The organism is Paenibacillus sp. J31R120 (assembly GCF_056269225.1).
In genome coordinates this window covers 514,619-537,316 of record NZ_JBWDNN010000002.1, presented here as the reverse complement: position 1 = coordinate 537,316, position 22,698 = coordinate 514,619, and the positions used below count along the sequence as shown (strand labels likewise).

Sequence of the window (22,698 nt, the reverse complement as noted above, 5' to 3'; positions counted from 1 at the left end):
GGTTGAAATGACTCGCAAAGCTCCTCCTCCTACTCCATAAACTGGCGATACCGGCGCTCCAGGCCGAACATCCCCAGTACGACCGCCATAATGCCGCAGACCATCAACGCTGCCGCCGCCGTCAGCTTCTGAATATCCAGTGACACGAACATGTTGTTCATGTAATGCTGCAGCATATAGATGCTGTCATGCGGGTAATCGCCGGCCATCAAATACGTCTCCCGGAACACCTTGAAGGAATTGATGATCGACATGATCACCACAAAGAACGTCGTTGTGGTCAAATAGACTAGCGTAATGCCGAAAAACTGGCGAACACGTCCGGCACCCTCAAGCTGGGCGGTTTCGTAATAATCCTTTGGGATTTGCTGGAGTCCCGCTAGAAACAAGATGACGTTGTACCCGACGTTTTTCCATAGATACACCGCAATGACCACATTCCGGGCCGTTTCCGTCTTCATCCAGTCCACCCGGTTGATCCCGAACCAGCTAAACGCATAGTTCAAAGCCCCATTCCAGTCAAAGATCATCTGCCAGATGATGATGACAGAGGCGACGGGAACGACAAGCGGCAACACATAGGAGGTCCGCAGCCATTTGCGAAAATAGATTTGCCGGTTCAGCAATAGCGCCAACCCCAGGGACAACGCCAGCATAAGCGGAACGCTCACCGCGCTGAAGTAAAAGGTGTTGGACGCCGCCTTCCGGAACGACTCGCTGGCCAGCAGCTCCCGATAATTCGCCAGGCCCGCGAACCCTCCGCCGGAGGCGCTGCTCATGAATGAATACAGCACCCCCATGACAAACGGGATCAGATAAAATACGGCAAAACCAACTGCGCTCGGCGCGAGAAACAGCCACGCCGCCGCGGTGTCCCGGCGCATCCACCGGGCGAGGCCCCGCGGAGCACGCAAAAAACCCCACTTCTTCATCTTTCAGTCCTCCTGCCGTTGATGCTCTAAGCATAGGCCAGACTGATAAAATAAGAAGTGGGGGAATTCTTAACTTTTCCTAAAATGGATTTGCTTGCACAGTCAAATCCAAGCAAGGCAATCGCACCTCGAATGCGGTGCGAATGACATCGCTTTGCACCGATATGGCGCCTTCATGCTGTTCTACAATGTTTTTGGCGATAAACAAGCCAAGCCCAGTGCTGCCTTCCTGATGGGTTCGCGCACGATCCCCGGTGAAGAACATATCAAACACATGTGGCTGCTCGTCAGGCGGGATGAACCTGCCGTAATTGGTGACTTGAATGACAACCTGCCCATCCTCTTGGCTGCCGCTGATATCGATATACTCGCCATCTGTACCATAACGCACAGCATTGGACAGCAGATTCTCGAACACGCGCGCGAGCAGGTCGCCGTCACCGGAAATCATCAGATTTGGCGCGATTGAAAGACGCGCGGTCAGCTTGTTTTTCTCAAATACCGGATACATTTCTTCGCTTAATTGGGTTAGCAGCTCGCCCAGATCGAGCGGCTCGCAACGAATATTCAGCTTGCCGTAATTCATGCGCGTTATCTCGAACAACTCGTCGATCAGCTTCTCAAGCCGCTGTGATTTCGTGAAGGCTATCGACGTGTAGTGCTTCATTTGATCAGCGGTCAAATCCTTGCCTTGCAGAATAAAGTCCAAATACCCGATGACCGAAGTCAGCGGGGTCCTCAAATCATGAGCAAGATTAAGCACCAGCTGCTCCTTGCTGTTCTCGGCAAAATCGCCCCGTTCCACCGCCTGCTTCAGCTTCTCGCTGGCAAGGTTGATGTCCCGAGCAATGTCCCCGATCTCATCCGTGGTCGGGATATGAACCCGATGGGAGAAGTCGCCCCCGGCGAGCTGGTTAATTCCGCGGGAAATTTCCCGGAAGTAAGCCACGTAACGCCGGGTCAACAGATAGAAGTATAGAAACGAAATTGGAAAAAATAGAATCAGGAACGCGTTAATATCGCCGATATCTCGAATAGCTTCGCGAACCTGGAACATCGGGTCCTCGCGGAGCAGCGTATAGTAATATTGCTGCAGCGCCAAGTAGATCAGAAAGGTAGTCGCGGCGGACAGCAGCATGCTGAACCCGAACAGGCGGACCATCTGGAAGCGGAAGCTTCGGAATTTGGGTTTAGCCATTGAACGCATAACCTACTCCCCACACCGTTCTGATCAGCTTGTTCTTATGCTGGTCCTCCCCCAGCTTCTTGCGCAACGTTCGGATATGCACCATCACGGTATTCCCGCTTTCATAATACGCCTCGCCCCACACCCGCTGGAAAATATGCTCCGAGCTGAATACCTTCTTCGGATGGCTGGCGAGCAGCACCAATATGTCGAACTCCTTGGGCGTAAGCTCGACCGGATCACCGTACAGGAACACATTGCGCTGCTCAGGATAGATCACAAGCCCCCCAGCTTCCAGCATAGACGTATCCGTCGCCGGAGCAGCCACTGACGGGTTCAACTGAATAAAGCGGCGCAGCTGTGCGTTCACCCGAGCCACCAGCTCCATAGGGTTGAATGGCTTGGTCATATAATCATCAGCGCCGCGAACGAGGCCCGTGATTTTATCCAAATCGGTCGCCTTGGCACTAAGAAAAATAATCGGCAGATGAAACTTCTCTCGGATGATCCGGGTCAGCTCGTACCCGTCGATCTTGGGCATCATAATATCCAATATCGCCAAATCCACGGATTGCGTCCAGATCATGCCGAGTGCCTCTTGTCCGTCAACGGCTTTCAGGCAACGGTAGCCCTCTTTGACCAGATGCAGCTCGATCAGATCGGCAATCTCCGCCTCGTCATCCGCAATTAGAATGGTGATCGATTTCATGACATTCTCTCCTTTTCAAGGTCAAGCATAACCGAGTCCGGCCAGCGATTTCAAATGCTCTTTTTGTTCGATGTACCGCGGAAGGTGAGAGTAGCTATCCGGTATATCGCGAAGCCTAGAACTCCTCCCCCTGTATTCAGTAATATATCATCGACATCGAACTGGCCGATCATGAATAGCAACTGGGCAGTCTCCAGGCACAGGCTTAAGAAGAAAGCACAAAACAACACCTTTATTCCAGCCATCCTTTTACGAGTGAACATCAATCCTAACAAAATGCCCAGTGGCATAAAGATCGCCACGTTGCCAAGCAAATTATACATGTCGTGGCCGCTGAACGATAGCAGCGATCTGGAGATTTCCCGGAAGAGAACCAGATTGCCGCTATCTAGACGCTGGGACAGTAAGTCGGGCTGCTGCAGCCCGGCGAGCAGGCGGTTCCATAGAAACCTCATATCCAGAGAGTGAAACTTCAACAAGATGATCTTGATTAGCAAATATACATATAGTACAAGAAGAGCTCGGAGGAGCAGCATGCTCAAGGGACTACTCCCTCCTGCCATGCTTTTATGAGGATTATCGACACTTCTCTTGTTCGTCTCTATTCCGTTTGTTGCCATCGTCCCCATCCTCATATTCATTCGCTCTTCACTCCCCTTGTCCTATTGTTTGGCGGACCGTCACAATAATTCCGTCTTGATTGTTGCCAGAGATTTCATATTCGCCTCGCACTGGCACGTCGACCTTATGATCGCGGGATACCGGATAATAAAAGACCTGATAACGATCCTCCCCAACGCTTGTACTCACCGAGCTCTGTTCCTTCAAGTAATCCAGATACTCCTCCAGCACGAGGTTTTTGTCCTTCATAATGGCGCTATGCGGCAAACCGACATAACGAAAATGCCACGGCTCGAATTGAACGCCTGTAATTGCCGTTTTATCCTCGGGAAAGCGCAAAACAAACCCGTATTTCCATGAGTGGTCGATCAGCCACTTCCCTTCCGGGGCACGACTCATTTCGGCCTGCGAGGAGCCGATATCCATCGATAGGCCGATATTGTGCTCGCTATACCCTGGAGGCATGGCAATCTCTGCTCCCAATGTGCGATACAACTCCTCTTGATCGGCTTCATTCCGAAAGCCGCTGCTGATCAGAAAACTGGATACTCCCTCCTGTGCCGCATCCTTCACCATGGCACGGAACTTCTCCACCAGCCAGGGCGATAGCAAAACGCGATTATCCAGCACGCCGAAGCCGTCGATCAATTCGGGATTTCTAACCAGGCTCACCGCTTCCGACTCCGCGTCAATTCCATCCGGAACAGGATGGTCTTTGTTAATGAGCAGCAGCTCTCCCCTGTAGATCATTTCTTGAGATACGTCTATCGAAAAGCCGTCCCTTTGAACAGGCGCATCAGGCTTAATCCCGTTTTCTATGCGAGGTTTCGATTCGTCAGGCAAGCTGCTCGTCCCCGTCTTCCACTTCGTCAATCCATAGCCAAGCAGCAACAAAACCACAAGACAAAAAACCCATTTCTTCATGATTCAGCTTCCTCCTCATCCTTCTTATCCTTGAAGAATAAAGAAAACTGTTAAAAAAGAAATGGGGTCAATCTTAAAGTTTTTATTAAAATTGAAAACTTGCTTACAGTCAGCTCAGTCCCGCCCCGCTTCGTACAGCTTCTGCGCAACCATAGCAGGCCTTGTGCGCGAATCGGTCATATGGTCCCCGTCTCCCACAATCAGGCGGAAGGTGCCAAGCCGGGAGGACATATGCGGATGCCAGCCATACTCCCCTCCCTCTGCAAAAACGTTATCCTGGTAAAAGAAGAGATAGCTTTTCGGCGTAGGAAGCGCATAGAACGCTTTAAGGTCCAGCTTCTCGAAGAGCGGCTTCGCAGGCTCCGGCATAATGCGCGCGTACATCTGCTTGGCGACCTCCAAGGTTGCCGTATTGACGAATAAGTCACGGAAGATCGGAAAAGGGAGCATAATCGTATCATCATGCGATGCGGCTCTTATCTGCTCGAAGCCTTGCCTCGTTCCGGGCGGCAGCTCGTCGGCAGCAGCTTCTCCGTCTTTTAATACGAACGCATCCCAGAAGACAAGTCGCTTGATCCGCTCCGGAATCTGCTCCGCAACCTTCTGAATGACCGTTCCGCCGAAGCTATGTCCGACGAGTATAATGTCATGCAGATTCATCCTTGTTATATAATCCACAACAGACTTGGTGATCATCGCATGTGTGACCGCTTTGTTCGGGTCATTGCCATGGCCTGCATACTCCGGCGCATAGACGGTATGCCCTCTTCTGCGCAGCTCCGCCGCTATGCCGTCCCAGAAGTATGCATCGGCCCAGGCGCCATGCACAAGCACAAAGGAAAGCAGTTGTTGCGGAGGCAACAGGTAGCTCTCTTGAACCTCTCTGCCGTCACACGACCACGTCCAGCCACTGTAGCTATAAGGATAGTTATCGTAGCCGGGAGCCATGAGCCGGTAGAAATCATACACTTGCGGGTAATAGGGAAACATGGGGCAAACATCCTCTCCATCTATATGATTCAGCTTATGCCTCATGGTTTTGTGAGGTTCTGTTGTCCATTCAAATGGCTTAGCAGCCACAAACCAAAAAGGAGCGGCTTTGGCCCGCTCCTTTATCAGTATTTGGATATGATTTAATCCTAGGTCTGGCCCGATAGGAATGGCAATTTCCATTTATCTACTTATCAATGACTTCCCAATCGAGATCGATAGATGCATCTTCTAAAAAATAGCGAAGTGCAGACTCCACCAGTTCGAATCCAACGATATACTTCTGGGGAAATTCACAGGCTTGGCCGCCCACTGTAATCTCCACAAATTCATTCTCTTCCTCCGAGCTTAGCAAATTGTGAATCGCTATGCTGGATTCAACCGTAACAATGAACTCGTCACTGCCGCCGCCGACCATAATCATGTTGTCCCTATGCTGAATGGTGACCTGGCTGCGCGTGAACCCGTCCATCCGCCGAATAGCTTCGAAGCACTGCTCCATTGATGCATGGGAATGCTCGATAGTGTTCGCTATTGCTCCTTTACGCTCTTCCTCATAAATGTGGATCACCGGGTAACACTCCCTATTAAAAACTTTTAAGATATGTCTATGATATAAAGAGATGGGACAATTTTCAATTGAACCAAGCCTGCATAACCAATGAAGAAAGCCACCGAATCAATCGGCGGCCCTTCAGTGATTCAACTTTAACTTTTTAAATCAAATCAGATTTCTTCAACAATTGTTGCAGCATGATGGTTACTTCCGCTCTTGTGACGATTGCCTTGGCGGCAATAGTCCCGTCACTTCTACCCGTTATAATTCCCGCCTGGATGCAGGCTGCTGCGTCGTTTCTCGCCCACTCGGATACCTGCTCGCCATCAGCGAATGACCGAAGCGTAACAATCGTTTCTTGCTCAGGCAGCCGATCCTTTATCCCCGTAATCGTCATGGCTTTGGAAATCATCATCATAGCTTGCTCGCGTGTGATCATCTCCATTGGCCGGAAGCTGCCGTCTTCAAATCCGCTGATTAATTGATACTGCTTCGCCGTTCGCACCGCGTTGCTATACCAATCTGATTCTTTTACATCGACAAAGCCTGTAGTATCGCTTTTCGGCTTTAGTCCTAGCGCACGCACGACAATAGCTGCAAATTCGGCACGGGTAATCGGTTTGTCCGGGCTAAATAAACCTTCTCCCATACCTTGCACGATCAAACGCGAGCCCATATCATTAATCGCTTGCTTGCCCCAATGACTGGCGATATCGCTAAACTCCACTTTGCTCGATATGATCGAGTAAGGACTGTTTGATAGACTACTAATAATGGCATGATATTGCCCATCTTGTTGAACAACCTTGGTAGGCACATGACGAATTGTTCCATCCTCATCGATCACTACGCCTGTCGTTATAAGACTAGAATCCATATTGTTCGGTATTGCGATCGAACGTTGAATAAAAGCATTAAACGCCTTAACTTCCACCTGCTGATTGCGATAGATCGCTCTTACTGTAAAATCAAGCGGAGGAACGATAAGGGTAATGTTCGCATCTCGTGCAGCATCTTCAACGAACTTAACTTTGTCCGTAGTAAGTGCGGCTAGTTCCACCTGAACTGTGATGTCTTCAAGCGACACTGATGCTCCAAGTTCTCTCACTATGTCATCGATATTGATTTGCCGGGCCGGAATCCTGTAGCTGCCCCTTTCAGACCTGATTTCCAATTCAATATTGTTGTCTGCCAACAGCTTAATCGTAGAGCCGTTTAATTCGCCTATCCAAACATCGGAATGACTGTTGAACGGGATTGTCATCACAGAGTGTTCTCCGCCAAGCTTCAATATCTCAGCAATCTTGTTTGGATCAACGGTTAGTGTAGTCACCGTTTGATCATTTCTTCGTGAAGTGGTCACCGTTCCAACCTTCATCGCTTGTCCATTGATAAAGATCTCAGAATAGGTGTCCGTATCGATTGGATCAGGAGTTCCACCGCTGTTGGGCTTATTGGCACGCGTCACCGTAACCGTATAGCTTTTCTGTGTTGTGCCATCTTCCGCAGTCACTTGAATCGTAATTGTGTTCTTTCCTACGTTTAACGCGACACTTTGTGCCTTACCGCTTGTTTCTTGCACACCGTTTACGGTTACCTTTGCATTAATATCCGCGATTGTTGGTGTGACAGTAAGACTCGTCACTTCGTTCCCTACGGCTGCCGTGTAGCTCGTTGTCGCCGCACTGAATACCGGGGACAATGTTCCTGCGCTCAGCGTCAGTCCGTTCAAGTCAGCGTTCGTTGATGCCACCCGCGTCACCTTGATGGTGTAGTTTTTCTGTGTCGTGCCATCTTGCGCTGTGACTTGAACCGTGATCGTGTTGTCTCCGACGTTCAGCGAGATCGTCTTGTCTTTTCCGCTCGCGACAGCCGATCCGTTCACCTTTACTGTTGAGCCTACAGCCACAGCCGCTGGTGTGATGTCGATGCTCGCTACTTCATTTCCTACGCTTGCCGTGTAGCTCGTTGTCGTCGCACTGAATACCGGAGACAATGTTCCTGCGCTCAGCGTCAGTCCGCTCAAATCGGCGTTCGTTGACGCCGCCCGCGTCACCTTGATCGTATAGCTTTTCTGTGTTGTGCCATCTTGCGCTGTAACTTGAACCGTGATCGTGTTGTCCCCTACGTTCAGCGAGATCGTCTTGCTTTGTCCACTCGCGACAGCCGAACCGTTCACCTTGACTGTTGAGCCCACAGCCACAACCGTTGGCGTGATGTCGATGCTCGTCACTTCATTTCCTACGCTTGCCATGTAGCTCATTGTCGCCGCACTGAATACCGGGGACAATGAACCTTCGCTCAGCGTCAGTCCGCTCAAATCGGCGTTCGTTGATGCTGCCCGTGTCACCTTGATGGTATAGCTTTTCTGTGTCGTACCATCCTGCGCAATAACTTGAACCGTGATGGTGTTGTCTCCGACGTTCAGCGCCTGCGTCTTGGCTTGTCCACTCGCGACAGCCGAACCGTTCACCTTGACTGTTGAGCCCACAGCCACAGCCGTTGGCGTGATGTCGATGCTCGGTACTTCATTTCCTACACTTACCGTGTAGCTCGTTGTCACCGCACTGAATACCGGGGACAATGCTCCTGCGCTCAGCGTCAGTCCGCTCAAATCGGCGTTCGTTGATGCTGCTCGTGTCACCTTGATGGTGTAGCTTTTCTGTGTCGTACCATCTTGCGCAATAACTTGAACCGTGATGGTGTTGTCTCCGACGTTCAGCGCCTGCGTCTTGGTTTGTCCGCTCGTAACAGCCGAACCGTTCACCTTGACTGTTGAGCCCACAGCCACAACCGTTGGCGTGATGTCGATGCTCGTCACTTCATTTCCTACGCTTGCCATGTAGCTCATTGTCGCCGCACTGAATACCGGGGACAATGAACCTTCGCTCAGCGTCAGTCCGCTCAAATCGGCGTTCGTTGATGCTGCCCGCGTCATCTTGATGGTGTAGCTTTTCTGAGTAGTACCGTTTTGCGCTGTGACTTGAACCGTGATCGTGTTGGCCCCGATGTTCAGCGCCTGCGTCTTGGCTTGTCCACTCGCAACAGCTGTGCCGTTCACCTTTACTGTCGCGCCTGCTGCTGCAACCGTTGGCGTGACATCGATGCTCGTCACTCCATTCCCTACGTTTGTGGTGTAGCTCGTTGTTGCTGTGCTGAAAGTTGGAGATAGTGTGCCTGCACTCAGCGTCAATCCGCTCAAATCAGCGTTCGTTGATGCCGCCCGCGTCACCTTGATGGTGTAGCTTTGCTGAGTGGTAACATCTTGCGCTGTGACTTGAACCGTGATCGTGTTGTCTCCTACGTTCAGCGAGATCATCTGGCCTTGTCCGCTCGCGACAGCCGAACCGTTCACCTTTACTGTTGAGCCTACAGCTACAACCGTTGGCGTGACATCAATGCTCGCTACTTCATTTCCTACGCTTGCTGTGTAGCTCGTTGTCCCTGCACTGAATACCGGGGACAATGTTCCCGCACTAAGCGTCAGTCCGTTCAAGTCGGCGTTCGTTGATGCCGCCCGCGTCACCTTGATGGTGTAGCTTTGCTGAGTAGTACCATCCTGCCCTGTGACTTGTACCATGATCGTATTGTCCCCTACGTTCAACGCCTGCGTCTTGGCTTGCCCGCTCGCGACAGCCGAACCGTTCACCATCACCGTGGCATCGCTATCCGAAACCGTTGGCGTCACATCGATGCTCGCCACTTCGTTCCCTACACTTGCCGTGTAGCTTGTTGTCACTGAATCGAAGACCGGAGATAATGTACCCGCACTAAGTGTCAACCCGTTTAGATCGGCGTTCGTTGATAACGCCCGCGTCACGGTCACCGTATACGTCTTCGTGTTGCCACTACTTGATGTTACTATGATCGTTATCGTGTTGGTCCCTGCGTTCAGCGCCAACGTCTTGGCTTGCCCGCTCGCGACAGCCGAACCGTTCACCGTCACCGTGGCATCTGTATCCGAAACCGTTAGCGTCACATCGATGTTCGCTACTTCGTTCCCTACGCTTGCCGTGTAGCTTGTTGTCGACGAATCAAATACCGGAGATAATGTACCCGCACTAAGCGTCAGCCCGCTCAGATCGGCGTTCGTTGATGCCGTCCGAGTCACATTAACCGTGTACGTCTTCATGTTTCCGTTACTTGACGTAATTATGATCGTTATTGTGTTGGCCCCTGCGTTCAGCGGTATCGTCTTGGCTTGTCCGCTCGTGACAGCCGAACCGTTCACCGTCATCGTGGCATCTGTATCCGCAACCGTTGGCGTGACATCAATACTCGTCACTTCATTACCTACGCTTGCTGTGTAGCTTGTAGTCGCCGGGTTGAATGACGGAGACATCGCACCAGCGCTCAGTGTGAGTCCAATCAAATCAGCGCTATCCCCAAACTTCATGAGCCGATCCGCCATAAATGGAATCATCCAAACATTTTCCCCATCGTACACACCGCCCATGAACGCATTATTGCCTTTCGTAAAACCGCTAGGCCAATTGTCAAATCCCGTCATTTGGCCGGTTGCAGCATTAATCTTGATTAACATATTTGCGTTCAGCGGCACGAGCCATATATTCGTACCATCATACACCCCTCCTACAAAGCTTCCGCTCCCTTTTCCAAATCCTCCGGGCCATCCGTTGTATCCGGTCATTTCCCCAGTTACCGTATCCACCTTGACCACATGAGTAGCATTCTGCGGTATCATCCATATATTCGTACCATCGAATACGCCGCCCCCAAATGCATTTGCGCTCTTGGTAAAACCGCTAGGCCAATTGTTGAATCCCGTCATATCCCCGGTTGCCGTGTCCACCTTGATCATACGGTCTGCATTATTCGGAATGAGCCATATGCTTGTTCCATCGAATACAGATCCATAAAACGGGTAACTGCCGAGAATGGTTCCACTAGGCCAGCTATTGTAACTAGTCATTGCTCCTGTCGTTGTATCCAACTTGATTAATCGGCTGCCGGAGTAGGGAGTAAGCCAAATGCTGGTCCCATCAAAAACGCCTCCAATAAATTGATCGCTGCCTCTCGATCCACCTGGCCAGTTGTTATAACCTGTCATTGCGCCGGTAACAGGATCAACCTTGATAATCTGATTAGCACTATATGGAATTAGCCATATATGAGTTCCGTCATATACACCACCCGCAAATGCATTGCTCCCCTTTGCAATTCCGGCGGGCCAGTCGCTATAACCCGTCATTTCTCCAGTGGATGGATCGACCTTGACCAATTGACTAGCGTTATAGGGGATCATCCAAATATTCGTACCGTCATAGACACCACCGACAAAAGCAGAGGACCCTTTTGTAAATCCACCAGGCCATTCCTGATATCCAGTAAAAGCATTTCCCACTACTTCGCTACCAGAAAGGGAGCCGCTAAATCCAATACCATCTTGATTAAAGATGCTTGCAGCCGCTTCAACATTCGATACACCGCCAATGCCTGCGCTGAACTTCCCCGGAATTGTGTTTGCTATAAAAAAAATAATTAAAACCATAATTGCTACTTTTCTACTTGTCCTTCTCACCATACTTCGATCCTTTCGCATAAAGAATTATCCGTCACAACATCATTTCATGGTTGTCTTCACGGTACAACTCTATGATTCCACTCTATCTAGACATCATAAGCTAAAAGATAAAAGTTTGTAGTCCTACTAAAGTAGTACGGAACAAGAAACCCAGCACCGGTTAGGTACTGGGTCGTATCATGAATGGCTATTCTACAAATCTTATTCAGTAGTGACTTCAACCTCACCGCTCAGATAATAATGGGCTTCCAGTGATTGAGAAGCGGAGCCAATCGCCCCTGCTGCCCAATGGGAAGCAGGCACATCTGACCATACATGGCTTCCGATATGAAGTGGACGATGGAGCACTCTGTTCAGTATAGTGACCGCTTCCGCTCTTGTCACACTTCGGCCTGGACGGAAGCTTCCATCCGCATATCCAGTGATCCAGCCTTCACGTTCGGCGGAGGCTATGTCAGAAGCTGCCCAATGCGAGTTCGCATCGGCGAAGCTGCTTGATCCAGATCCCTGCAGCTCGCGCCATCTCGCGAGTATGCTAGCAAGCTCCGCTCGGGTCAGTGGTTTGTTCGGATCAAACGAACCATCCGGGTAGCCGCTCATCCAGCCATTAGCAGCAGCCAATGCAATGGCTTCTGCCGCCCAATGTGATGAAGATACATCAGCAAACTTCGTATTCGTGTTGCTTGCTGTGGAAGCATTGCCCGCCTGACTTGAAAGCTTCATAAGAAGTGTAGCCAGTTCTGCCCGAGTAACCGCCCGGTCAGGTGCGAAGCTGCCGTCTGAATAACCGTTAATATAACTCTCATAGGCGACCCTTACAGGCTCAACCTGCAACACAATGGCACGGCCAGAGGTAGTAGCTTCCAACGCAATACCGATCGCTTGACCCTTGGAATTATAGCGTATGGTTGCCGGCATGATCGAATTTTGATTGCCTTCGAAGTAGACGGCAAGCTTACGCAGCTCGATCTCGTCAAGACCTACTGGTAATGGAAGCACAATTGAACCCATGTTATCTTTTGCATTGGATGAGAAAGCAATAGGTACGCCTACTGGCTTCGGCTGCCACCTCTTGCCCTCTGGCAAATCTGCTACGTTGCGCAGCAGTTGCTCTGTCTCGCTAGATTGGCGCAGTGCCTCTAAATTCACGACCAACTCGCCATCCTCAATGACTTGAACGTCTGCCGGAATCTCATAGACAGCATCGCCAATGCCCAGCATAATTCCGATCGAATGCCCCTTTAGCTGCGACAACGCTTTTGCGGACATTTTGAACGTAACCGCATCAACTTGCTGAGCAGCTTGACCATTAAGCTCAATGCGCAGCTCGTTTTCTCCATCGGATGTGATGAAATCAACCATGGATGCCGCATCGTCAAGCATCAAGTCATAGACTAATTGGCCGTTCTGGCTGCTTCTAATCGTCTCATCAAGCCCTGTCCATTCTTGGCCGTTCAGCTTGGCAGAGAACGCAGTGCTCGATTCGTTTCCAGAGGAAGCTGGCCTCTCGCGTGTGGCTTCGATCGTATAGATCTGCTGTACAGAAGCAAGCGGAGCAGTTACCACTATACGAATGGTATTCACGCCAGGGCTAAGCGATACGGAGATTGAATCTCCTGCAGCAAGTGGATTTCCATTCACAGACACAGATGCCGAAGCCACTTCTGCACCAGCCTTCAACTGAATGGCGCTCACATTGCTTCTCACCTGCAGCGTATAATGCAGCTGTTCTGGTGAGAAAGAGGGTGATAACGAAAGCACCTGATTGGCGTTTTGAACAACAAGTGCAGCTAAGCTGGCATCTGTACTCCGAATATTGTTAATCTTGACCGTTGCTACAGCTTCATTGCCTGCCAGATCGCGGGCATAGACAGTATAGGTTCCGTTGGTTGCTGCATCGAATTCGAGCGTATCTGTAATGTCCTTGCTTTGTCCTTCATGGAAATAGCTAATGGCCTGTTCGCCTTCCGTCCACAGGATTTCTTCGATGGCATTGCCGTCTCCTAAGGCTGTTGCCTTCACCGTTACAGACACCTTGTCTCCAGTTGGCTGAGTCGTATCGGGACTTAACACCAGCATTGGAATAGCAGTATGAATATTACCCACCGTAATTTGCTGCAACGTTTCATTGCCCGCTTTATCTACCGCGATCACGGTATACGTTCCATTCAAAGTTACCTGGAATGAGCCATTCGCAACCTCGCTGGACTGCCATGGAAGGTCAGGCACTGGAGCCGTGGCCGACCAACGCACCTCGCTAAGCCCACTCTCGGCATCCTCTGCCGATACAGTAATGACGACATGCTTGTTGGTTAGATTCGTAGTATTAGGCGTTAGTGTCAATCTAGGCGCTGTTCGATCAATATTGGATATTTGAATCGCAGCTACTGTTTCATTGCCTGCTTTATCTCGTGCATATACGGAATACTTACCATTCTCGATTCCTTCGAACTTCAATGTATCCAGAATGTCGCTTCCTCCGCCAGATGCAAAGTACGCCGGATCTTGTTCGTCTTCAGCCCAGCGAAGAGCCGACAGGATGTTGCCGTCAGCCTCTCCTGCCGTCTTTGCATCTACTCCTACGGTTACTGTTCCATTCGTAGGCGTGACAGGAGAAGGCGTTAATGTCAGCTTCGGCGCTTGCTTGAACACATTCGATACCGTAATCGTGGCAATCGCATGATTGCCCGCTGTATCCTCTACATAAACGGTATAGACGCCATTTTTAGCAGCTACAAATTGATTCGTCAACGGAGTGCCTCCTCCCCCTTGGAAGTAAGCCTTGTCTTGCAGACCTTCTGCCCATAGCTGCTTGCCGATTGCGACATTATCAGCAGCCGCAACCTGCACCACAACATTCGTATTGGTCAGCGTTGTTGTGCTTGCTGTAAGGGAAACAGTTGGCGCTGCATAATCAAGGTTGGCAATCTTAATCGTTTCTACAGCTTCATTACCTGCACGATCACGAGCATAGACCGTATATGCTCCGTTCGTGGTTGTATCAAAGCCAAGCGCATCCGTAATATCATCGCTCTGACCTCCGTGAAAATAGCTGATAGCCTGCTCGCCTTCCGCCCAAAGCACTTCTTCTATTCCATTGCCGTTTCCTGCAGCCGTTGCCTTGACCGTCACAAACACCCTATCTCCCGTTGGCTGAGTCGTACTTGGACTTAGCAGCAGAGTTGGCTTATCTGTCTGAATATTCGTCACGTTAATTTGTTTTATCGTTTCATTGCCGGCCTTGTCTACTGCTTTCACCGTATACATCCCATTCGAGGCTACCTGGAAAGAGCCATTCATGACCTCGTTGGACGACCATGGAAGGTCTGGCACTGGAGCCGTCGCTGACCAGCGCACCTCGCTAATTCCACTTTCATCATCCTCTGCGGTTACCGTGATGACGACATGACCATTGGTTAGAGTTATAGGATTGGACGTTAATGTCAGCCTCGGCGCTACTCGATCAATGTTGGATATATCTATCGTGGCTACCGTCTCGTTGCCCGCTTTATCTCGCGCATATGCCGAATAGTTGCCGTTCTCGGCACCTTCAAACTCCAATTCGTCAAGGATATCTTCTCCTCCACCAGAGGTGAAGAAGGCTTTAGTCCGCTCCCCCTCTGCCCAGCGGAGAGCAACCAATGTATTGCCCTGAGCTTTTCCTTCTGTCTTAACATCAACACCTACGAACACTGTGTCAGTTGTAGGCGTAACAGAAGAAGGAGTTAAGGTCAGCTCTGGCGCCTGCTTGAACAGATTCGATACTGTAATCGCAGCAATCGCATGATTGCCGGCTGTATCCTCTACATAGACGGTGTACACGCCGTTTTGGGCAACCGCAAATTGATTAGTCAAAGCCGTTCCGCTACCCGCTTGGAAATAAGCCGCGTCTTGCAAGCCTTCCGCCCACAGCTTCTTGCCTATCGCCACATTGTCGGCGGCTGCAACCTGCACGACAACATTTGCATTCGTAAGCTCTGTTGTGCTAGCTGTAAGGGAAACGCTGGGCGCTACTCGATCAATGTTAGAAATGTCAATCGTTTCTATCGTTTCATTGCCTGCCAGATCGCGGGCATAGACGGTATATGGCCCATTCGTAGTCACCTCAAAGCTAAGCGCACCAGTAATGTCCTCGCTTTGACCTCCAGGGAAATAACTGACGGGCTGAACTCCTTCCGTCCAAAGCACTTTATCGATTGCATTGCCGTTCCCCGAAGCTGTTGCCTCTACCGTTACAGACACTTTATCACCGGTTGGCTGGGTTGTACTTGGAGTTAACGCCAGCGTTGGCTTTTCTGTCCGAATATTGGTGACGGTAATTTGCTGCAACGTTTCATTGCCGGCTTTATCTACTGCCATCACTATATACGTGCCATTCGCGGTTACCTGGATGACGCCATTCACAACCTCGCTGGACGACCATGGAAGATCAGGTGCTGGGGCAACCGACGACCAGCGCACCTTGCTAATTCCACTTTCATCGTCTTCTGCCGTCACCGTAATGATGACATGACCGTTGGTTAGAGCTGTAGTATTTGGCGTGAGCGTCAGCCTAGGCGCTGTACGATCAATATTGGAGATATTAATCGTAGCTACCGTTTCATTACCGGCTTTATCACGCGCATACACCGAGTACTTGCCATTGTTGACTCCTTCGAACTCCAATTCATCCAGAATGTCCTCTCCTCCGCCAGAGGTGAAGAAGCTAGTATTCTGTTCACCCTCTGCCCATCGAAGAGCAACCAAGATGTTGCCCTCAGCTTCTCTTTCCGTCTGAGCAACCACATCTACAAACACCGTTTCTTTGGTAGGCGTGATTGGAGTTGGGGTTAAGGTCAGTACAGGCGCTTGTTTGAGAATATTGGTTACCGTAATCGAATCAAGCACATAATTGCCCGCTGTGTCCTCCACATAAACGGTATAAACGCCATTTTTCACCGCATCGAATTGGTTGGTGAACGATATGCCTCCTCCCCCTTGGAAGTACGCTTTGTCTTGCAGACCTTCTGCCCATAACTGATTGCCAATTGCGACATTATCAGTAGCGGTCACCTGTACGACAACATTTGTATGTGTCAACGCTGTTGTGCTTGGTGTCAGTGATACGTTCGGCGTTACACGATCAATGTTGGATACCGTTATTGGAAGCAGCGTCACATTGCCAATATGATCCTCAGCGTAGACTGTATAATTTCCATTCGTAATGACCGTAAAGTTGCTTATAAAAGGAATACCATTAGTCGCAAAGTAGCTCTCCGTGTAAGTGCCGGCTGCAAATTTAAGCAGTCTTAAGCCACTTATCGCATCACTCGCTTGTACCTGTACGCCTACATTCTGATTAGTAGCATCACTAGGCGTCAGCGTATACGACAAGCTTGGGCCTGTATTGTCGTAGGTGACTGATGAACCATTGGTTGTACTGTCGAGGACAGGCCCTGGCGCACCATTAGTCGTGAATACAGAAGCAGATACTGATAGTGCTCCTTCATTAATAGCATCAGTCAGTTCAAGACTGGCGCTCCAAGCGGTCCCAGCACCTGTCGCTGTCAGTTCCATATCCGCAATCTTGATTACGGGGGGAGCAATTGGAATATCCGTTTGAAGAGCAACGGTTACCGTATTTCCTTTCTTGGCGTAAGCAGGGTTCCCGCTGTTGGATGAGATCGTGAATGACTGTACAGCTGGAGCCGTTCGATTAATCGCATAGTTAGTAAAAGCATGATTGATCGATTGAGTCCAGCCATCCTGAAAATTAACAAGCGCCACCCACAGTGCGTTAGTCGGAATGGTTAGGGCATTTGTTTCTTCTAGTACATCAACCCCGTTAACCGAATAATGAAATTTCGTATCACGAATCGGTGGTGCCGGTATGCTTGGACTACCGCTACTTGCTACATAAAAAGCTGATATGGTTGCCCAAGTCGCTGTTGATGGTATACTCATCGGGTCATTCGTCTGATTAATTTCACCAAAATTGCTATAGGTGAAAACTTCATTCGAGCTATTATTAGCCCAGCCGTTATCGTAAAAATTGGAAGGCGTAATCCAATCAGCTTCGGTCGGCGGCAACGAGCTTTGCTGCACCACGCCATTAAGACTAAATGTGTATTCCGTGACGGTCCCTGTGTATAAGTTATTGCTTTGTGTCTGGTAGCTCCTCATGACCTTTCCCTGGAAAGCTGCAGCGCTAACCGGAGGAACATAAACAAACGATCCAATTAGCGGCAGCAAAAGCGTAACAACCGCCAAAGCGGATAAAATCTTACTTTTTTTCATATCAAAATTCCTCTCATTTATAAAATTAAATAAAATGTATAAGATAGATTGTTAAAAGCTTTGTTTGCGATACAAAACCAGGCTATCGCCTTGTCTACCACTAGTCATAATATACTATAAACTTCTAAGAGACTATTCCCCATTTGGGGGAGGCAACTAGTAAGAACGTATCAGATACATCGTCAACTCGTAAAGAAATGATAGTCGAATCATTTCAGATTGTAGTCCAACTAAAGTTGTAGTTTGCAAAAAAGGATATATCAGAACTCTGTGTTGATGCCATACTGGAAAGCCATTACAATCAAATGGCTTCGAATTGAATCTCCTGTTACAGGAGATTATATATGATTGCAATTTTGCGGGAAGCGAAGCAGCACCAGGGCGATTCCTTGCGTTATATTCATAAATTGGTCAATGAACGAACCATTAACAGTGAGAAGCGCAAACAGTTCATCACCGAAAAAATGGAGGCCACTCGCGTGTTGGATGGCATTCCTGAGGAATGGCGAGACTCTTTGCTCCATTTTTTTGATAAATATATTATCAATCAAGTGAAGGCATCCGCCAAACAAGCGGACGCTTGGAATGAATTGCAGAAGCTCATCAACGATCCCCAGTTCATCGAGGATATGAGGAACAATCAATTTATGTTCTTTAATATGGTTCTGCAGCCTCCATTTAAGGCCGGGCTGTGGGTCAAGAAGCTGGAACACATTCACAACCGCTTGAATAAAGCATTAAAGCAAAAACTACCGCCAAGCAGCCCGTATGTTCAAGCAATTGTTAATGATACGGCCATGCTGTACACGAATGTGGAGCAGTCTGCTAATAAGGAAGATTTTTTTCGTTATTTTGCCGAGCATTCACAAACGCCTTTAACAGAACGAATGGAAAGATTCGACACGCTGTGCTCGATAATCAGTCCAACCTTTTTGCAATTTTCAAAAGGAAACGTCTTATTGCATCAGGCCATACGGTGGAAGCTTCAGCAGATGTAAAAAAGAACAGACGAGGACATGATGTCCACGATCTGCTCTGTACGTTCTCTAACTAACCTCTCTCCAACGAGAAGTCCGAATGGCTGCCGATAGTCGATTCCAATAGCTTAGTCGGCTGCTGCTTTAAATAGTGGTTGAAGAAATCCAGCGAATAATCGTTAATAAGCCGATGAACCTTGCTCACATTGACTCCCTCCATCCGTTCAAACAGAGGAGAAAGCATGTACATATCAGAGAAGCCCATATGCTTCATATGGTTCATTTTCATCCAATAGTTGCCGCCGACTGCTACATGCTTATACCTCTCCAGCGTGTCTGCAAAGAACTTGTCCAGTTCTGTCCTGGTCGTGCCTTGGGATGCGATGGTCGCATCGCTCATATTTTGAGTTCCGGCTAATGTATCATCGGCGCTCATCATTAGAAATGGCTTTTTCAACCCTTCTTCTGGAATCCGAAGCTTGCCATATAGTCCCCCATCCATATTAATGCCTGCTTTAATTCTGGAATCCGTCATCAGCATTTGGGTCGTGGTCGCTCCGCCAAAAGAATGACCGAACATGCCGATGTTGTTCAAATCCATCCTGCCTGTGAAGCGCTGATTCGGATCATTGCCGGCCAGCCCCTCCACTTGATCCAGCACGAACCTGGCATCCTCCACCCATCTTTCATTCGATCGATCCAGATAGTCGATCGTATTGCTTTCCTGCGGTACGAAATGAACAATACGACCGTCAGGGAAAATGGAGATTGTGCTGTTGTACGTATGATCAATACCTACGACAATATAGCCATGACTGACTAAATGTTCAATTTGAAAAGTATTTTGGGTTTTCACTCCGTTCAAGGAATGGGAGAAAATAAGGACCGGGTAAGTCGGCTCTTGATCGGACATCTCCGCGTTTTCAATCGCATGCGTCTCAACCAAACCAATGCTTGTAAACAATTGCTTCGGCATATGCAAAGCCCTGCCATACCCTTCTGCGAATAGATCCCCGTCCGATACATAGGGGGCGCGCTCACCTTTCGCTTTGGAATCGGCCGGATACCAAATCTGTATCATTAATTCACGTTTGTTTCCAGATCCTGGTGCATAAGCTTCTTCCCGCTTCTCGTCCTTCCAATGATAAGTGACAGTTCCGATCTGGTATGGACCTGACGGCTTGTCGAACTGGATGACCGGAAGCACGAGCGGCAGAGTCAAAGCAGCGAAGGAATAGAACACCGCTAATGCAGCGATTAGCGCAAGCTTTAATGGTGATGCTTTACGGGGAGTTTCCCTCCGTCTGAAGATATACCTGAAAGCAATGATCACGAGCGGTACTACTGTCATGACATATGCCGGGATCATCTGCCAGCGCATGCCCTCCATTAACCACTGCATCAGCACACATACAGCGGAAATGCCGAACCCCATAAGCAATCCCCTCTGCGACTTTTGCTTGCCAAATATCAACCAGCCAAGCATCAAGATATTAAACCCAACAGATAACATTTCAAAAAATCTCATCACCTTGAACCTCCTCATTTACTGTTGCATGATATTGATTTCAACATTACAACCTCCTGTAAGAGGAGATTCAAGTCGTGTGACATTTGTTCAAGACGTGGCGCAGGAGTCAGTGAAAATTCTATCTTTCCATTACTAAAACAAAAATCGCCGTTCGATTCCCGACAGGGATTATGAACGGCGACAATTATAAACTCATAGCATAAGCAGCAGCCTCTTCGGGAAAATGCAGATATCACTTTGCAAAGCTAGTCTGCCAATTCCGCCAGTACCTTGCCAAGCCGGTCAAGGTTCTGTTCATTCCCCTCTACACAGTACGGCTTAGCTTGTTCAAACTCCTCTTTTTTCTTGAAAAGCTGACGGAAGGTGACCCTTGTGCCGCCAGCGAAGCCTTCGAAGGCAGCCGTTACCCGAAATTCATGCCCGGATAAATGATCAAGCACGACCCGCTCCGGCGGTACGATTTCAACAAAGACGTTTTGGTTAGGATAATCCACGCCATCCGGTCCGTGCATGGTGTACCGCCATGTCCCTCCCGGCCTCATATCGCACTCATGAAATGTATTCGTAAAGCCTTGCGGACCCCACCATTGGGCTAATAATTCGGGAGTTGTCCATGCCCGAAACACAAGCTCCTGCGGGACATCGTACTCGCGCGTTGCAATGAGTTCATTTTCTCCTATCGTCATGCTCCCGCCTCATCTTCTACTACCTTGCGCAGTGTGTCCAACATGATGTTTGTTCCGTGTTCTCGTATTTCTGGCGTATCATGTCCGTCAAAGAATGCGCCTTGTTCTGTGAAAATCAGCTTCGTACCATCCTCCACCTTGATAAGCTCGACCGTTGTAATCGAGACGGAGATGCGTACACCACCCGAATCCAGTGTGTACGTATAGACTATACGCTGGTCTGGAACAAGCTCCTGGTAGCTGGCGTCGAAGGTAAAGATCGGCCCTTCCGGCGGCCCGCCGCTGCTGTACTCACGCCCGCCAACCTGAAAATCGAAGATCTCTGGCTTTGAAAACCACTTGGCTTTGGCAATGGGATCGGCCCATGCGTGATAAACCCGCTCCGGTGAAGCCGCATAAACCCGTTCTACAACAAAGGTCCCATGCTTGACGAATCGTTCGTTCATGGATTGTCCTCCTTATGTTTCGGAATTTCGTTCTCTTCAGTAAGAAAGTCTCCCAACAGGTCCAAATGCCGCTCCCAGCTTTTTTGCCGCTCAATGACCGGTTTCTGGAATCCCATCTTCATCACCTGCAGAAGGCTCGTGAAATCTTCAACCGTTAATTCTGCTTTGTTCTGCATAAGCTTGGACACATATCTTAGCTGCTCCAATCGTTTCTGCTGCTGTTTAATCTGTTCTTTGATTTGATCTATCTGCAGTCCCACGATCTCAAGCGGACTGATCTGCCCGCCATTTAAGGCCGATTTTATCTCCTCGAGAGATAATCCCAGTTCCTTAAGCGATAATATCTGGTGCAATCGTGACAAGTCTAATTCATTGTACAGCCTATGTCCGGATTCCGTTTGTCCCGATGGAGCGAACAGCCCGATTTGATCATAAAACCGCAAGGTTCGTACGGTAAGCCCAGTCAGCTTGGCGAGATCCCCGACCTTCCAATGTATCTTCATGAACCACCTCCACTCTTTGGTGCTAGCTATGTACCGGTAGCTTTATTGTAAAACATTACGTTACGTAAGGTGCAAGTGAAATCTTGTAACCAGAGGAGACAGAGGCATGGGCATCTCAGGGAACCATTTCGGTGAAAAAGCGAAAGGAGCTGCTGCTGCATGCTCCTTTTTCAAATCTCTTATGTATTTATCTATTCTCGCAGTTCCTAATACCCCAACCAAATGGCATCAAGTACGCTTTTCATTAAGATAGGTCTTGACTGAGGGGGCAGTATACTTCGAGAACTGACTCAAGATCCCTTCAGGAGTATGATCTGTGATGACCATTGAACGGTACTTGGGCTGCATGAATTGCTCACGCTGCATCACATCAAACATGGATACAATCGGATCAAAATAGTGATTAATATTCAGTAAACCACATGGCTTACGATGTAACCCCAGCTGGCCCCAGGTAAAAATTTCGAAAAACTCTTCCATCGTCCCCGGGCCTCCAGGAAGAGCAATAAATCCGTCAGCCAATTCGGCCATCTTGGCTTTGCGCTCATGCATGGAATCCACCTTAATGAGCTCTGTCAGCCCTTTATGCGCAATTTCGCGATCTTGCAGGAAATAAGGTAGAACCCCGATCACTCGGCCTCCTTGTTCCAACACAGCATCGGCAACAGCCCCCATCAAACCCACATTGGCCCCGCCATAAATAAGGGTGATCTGTTGTTCAGCAAGCACGCGGCCTAGCTTTACTGCACTTTCTTTATATATAGAAGAGGCTCCCTCGCTGGAACCGCAAAATACTGCGATAGAATTCATGACCAC

General features: G+C 49.2%; 15 protein-coding genes. 1 reads left to right on the top strand and 14 read right to left on the bottom strand.

What is annotated here, in order from left to right; translation table 11 throughout:
* Positions 1 to 29: 29 nt before the first annotated feature.
* The 9 genes from AC0YNW_RS08950 to AC0YNW_RS08910 form a co-directional block, all read right to left on the bottom strand.
* Positions 30 to 932 carry a carbohydrate ABC transporter permease gene (locus tag AC0YNW_RS08950; protein ID WP_475831646.1) on the bottom strand — a complete coding sequence of 301 codons (903 nt, stop codon included), beginning with the start codon at positions 930 to 932 and terminating at the stop codon, positions 30 to 32.
* 79 nt (positions 933 to 1,011) lie between these two features.
* On the bottom strand, positions 1,012 to 2,130 hold the full coding sequence (locus AC0YNW_RS08945; protein ID WP_475831645.1) for a sensor histidine kinase: 1,119 nt from the start codon (positions 2,128 to 2,130) through the stop codon (positions 1,012 to 1,014).
* The gene (locus AC0YNW_RS08940; RefSeq protein ID WP_387470335.1) at positions 2,123 to 2,827 is read right to left on the bottom strand and encodes a response regulator transcription factor; all 705 of its coding nucleotides are present in this window, start codon (positions 2,825 to 2,827) and stop codon (positions 2,123 to 2,125) included. Before AC0YNW_RS08940 ends, AC0YNW_RS08945 begins: the two co-directional genes overlap by 8 nt.
* Before the next feature lie 50 nt (positions 2,828 to 2,877).
* On the bottom strand, positions 2,878 to 3,363 hold the full coding sequence (locus AC0YNW_RS08935) for a VanZ family protein (RefSeq protein ID WP_475832194.1): 486 nt from the start codon (positions 3,361 to 3,363) through the stop codon (positions 2,878 to 2,880).
* A 112-nt stretch (positions 3,364 to 3,475) separates the two neighbouring features.
* Positions 3,476 to 4,372 carry a M15 family metallopeptidase gene (locus AC0YNW_RS08930; RefSeq protein ID WP_475831644.1) on the bottom strand — a complete coding sequence of 299 codons (897 nt, stop codon included), beginning with the start codon at positions 4,370 to 4,372 and terminating at the stop codon, positions 3,476 to 3,478.
* Positions 4,373 to 4,486: 114 nt separating this feature from the next.
* Positions 4,487 to 5,362 carry an alpha/beta fold hydrolase gene (locus tag AC0YNW_RS08925; protein ID WP_475831643.1) on the bottom strand — a complete coding sequence of 292 codons (876 nt, stop codon included), beginning with the start codon at positions 5,360 to 5,362 and terminating at the stop codon, positions 4,487 to 4,489.
* A gap of 187 nt (positions 5,363 to 5,549) precedes the next feature.
* Complete coding sequence (locus AC0YNW_RS08920; protein ID WP_475831642.1) at positions 5,550 to 5,933, bottom strand: hypothetical protein; 384 nt, start codon at positions 5,931 to 5,933, stop codon at positions 5,550 to 5,552.
* A 145-nt stretch (positions 5,934 to 6,078) separates the two neighbouring features.
* Positions 6,079 to 11,430 (bottom strand): cadherin-like beta sandwich domain-containing protein, encoded by a 5,352-nt coding sequence (locus AC0YNW_RS08915; RefSeq protein WP_475831641.1) that lies wholly within the window; start codon positions 11,428 to 11,430, stop codon positions 6,079 to 6,081.
* Between the two features lie 234 nt (positions 11,431 to 11,664).
* On the bottom strand, positions 11,665 to 17,739 hold the full coding sequence (locus AC0YNW_RS08910) for an S-layer homology domain-containing protein (protein ID WP_475831640.1): 6,075 nt from the start codon (positions 17,737 to 17,739) through the stop codon (positions 11,665 to 11,667).
* Between the two features lie 344 nt (positions 17,740 to 18,083).
* On the opposite strand from AC0YNW_RS08910, the gene AC0YNW_RS08905 reads away from it, so the two are divergent.
* Entirely contained in the window at positions 18,084 to 18,737 is a 654-nt protein-coding gene (locus AC0YNW_RS08905; RefSeq protein ID WP_475831639.1) for a hypothetical protein, read from the top strand.
* A gap of 52 nt (positions 18,738 to 18,789) precedes the next feature.
* On the opposite strand, the gene AC0YNW_RS08900 is transcribed toward AC0YNW_RS08905, so the two are convergent.
* The 5 genes from AC0YNW_RS08900 to AC0YNW_RS08880 all read right to left on the bottom strand — a co-directional run bounded on the left by AC0YNW_RS08900 (position 18,790) and on the right by AC0YNW_RS08880 (position 22,692).
* Positions 18,790 to 20,244: an alpha/beta hydrolase family protein gene (locus AC0YNW_RS08900; protein WP_475831638.1), complete on the bottom strand. Its 1,455-nt coding sequence runs from the start codon at positions 20,242 to 20,244 to the stop codon at positions 18,790 to 18,792.
* A 248-nt stretch (positions 20,245 to 20,492) separates the two neighbouring features.
* Positions 20,493 to 20,933 (bottom strand): SRPBCC family protein, encoded by a 441-nt coding sequence (locus AC0YNW_RS08895; RefSeq protein WP_475831637.1) that lies wholly within the window; start codon positions 20,931 to 20,933, stop codon positions 20,493 to 20,495.
* Positions 20,930 to 21,379, bottom strand: a complete 450-nt coding sequence (locus AC0YNW_RS08890) for an SRPBCC family protein (RefSeq protein ID WP_475831636.1) — start codon at positions 21,377 to 21,379, stop codon at positions 20,930 to 20,932. Before AC0YNW_RS08890 ends, AC0YNW_RS08895 begins: the two co-directional genes overlap by 4 nt.
* Entirely contained in the window at positions 21,376 to 21,882 is a 507-nt protein-coding gene (locus AC0YNW_RS08885) for a MerR family transcriptional regulator (RefSeq protein ID WP_475831635.1), read from the bottom strand. The genes AC0YNW_RS08890 and AC0YNW_RS08885 overlap by 4 nt, the downstream gene beginning before the upstream one ends.
* 228 nt (positions 21,883 to 22,110) lie before the next feature.
* Positions 22,111 to 22,692 (bottom strand): LOG family protein, encoded by a 582-nt coding sequence (locus tag AC0YNW_RS08880; protein ID WP_475831634.1) that lies wholly within the window; start codon positions 22,690 to 22,692, stop codon positions 22,111 to 22,113.
* Positions 22,693 to 22,698 lie beyond the last annotated feature (6 nt).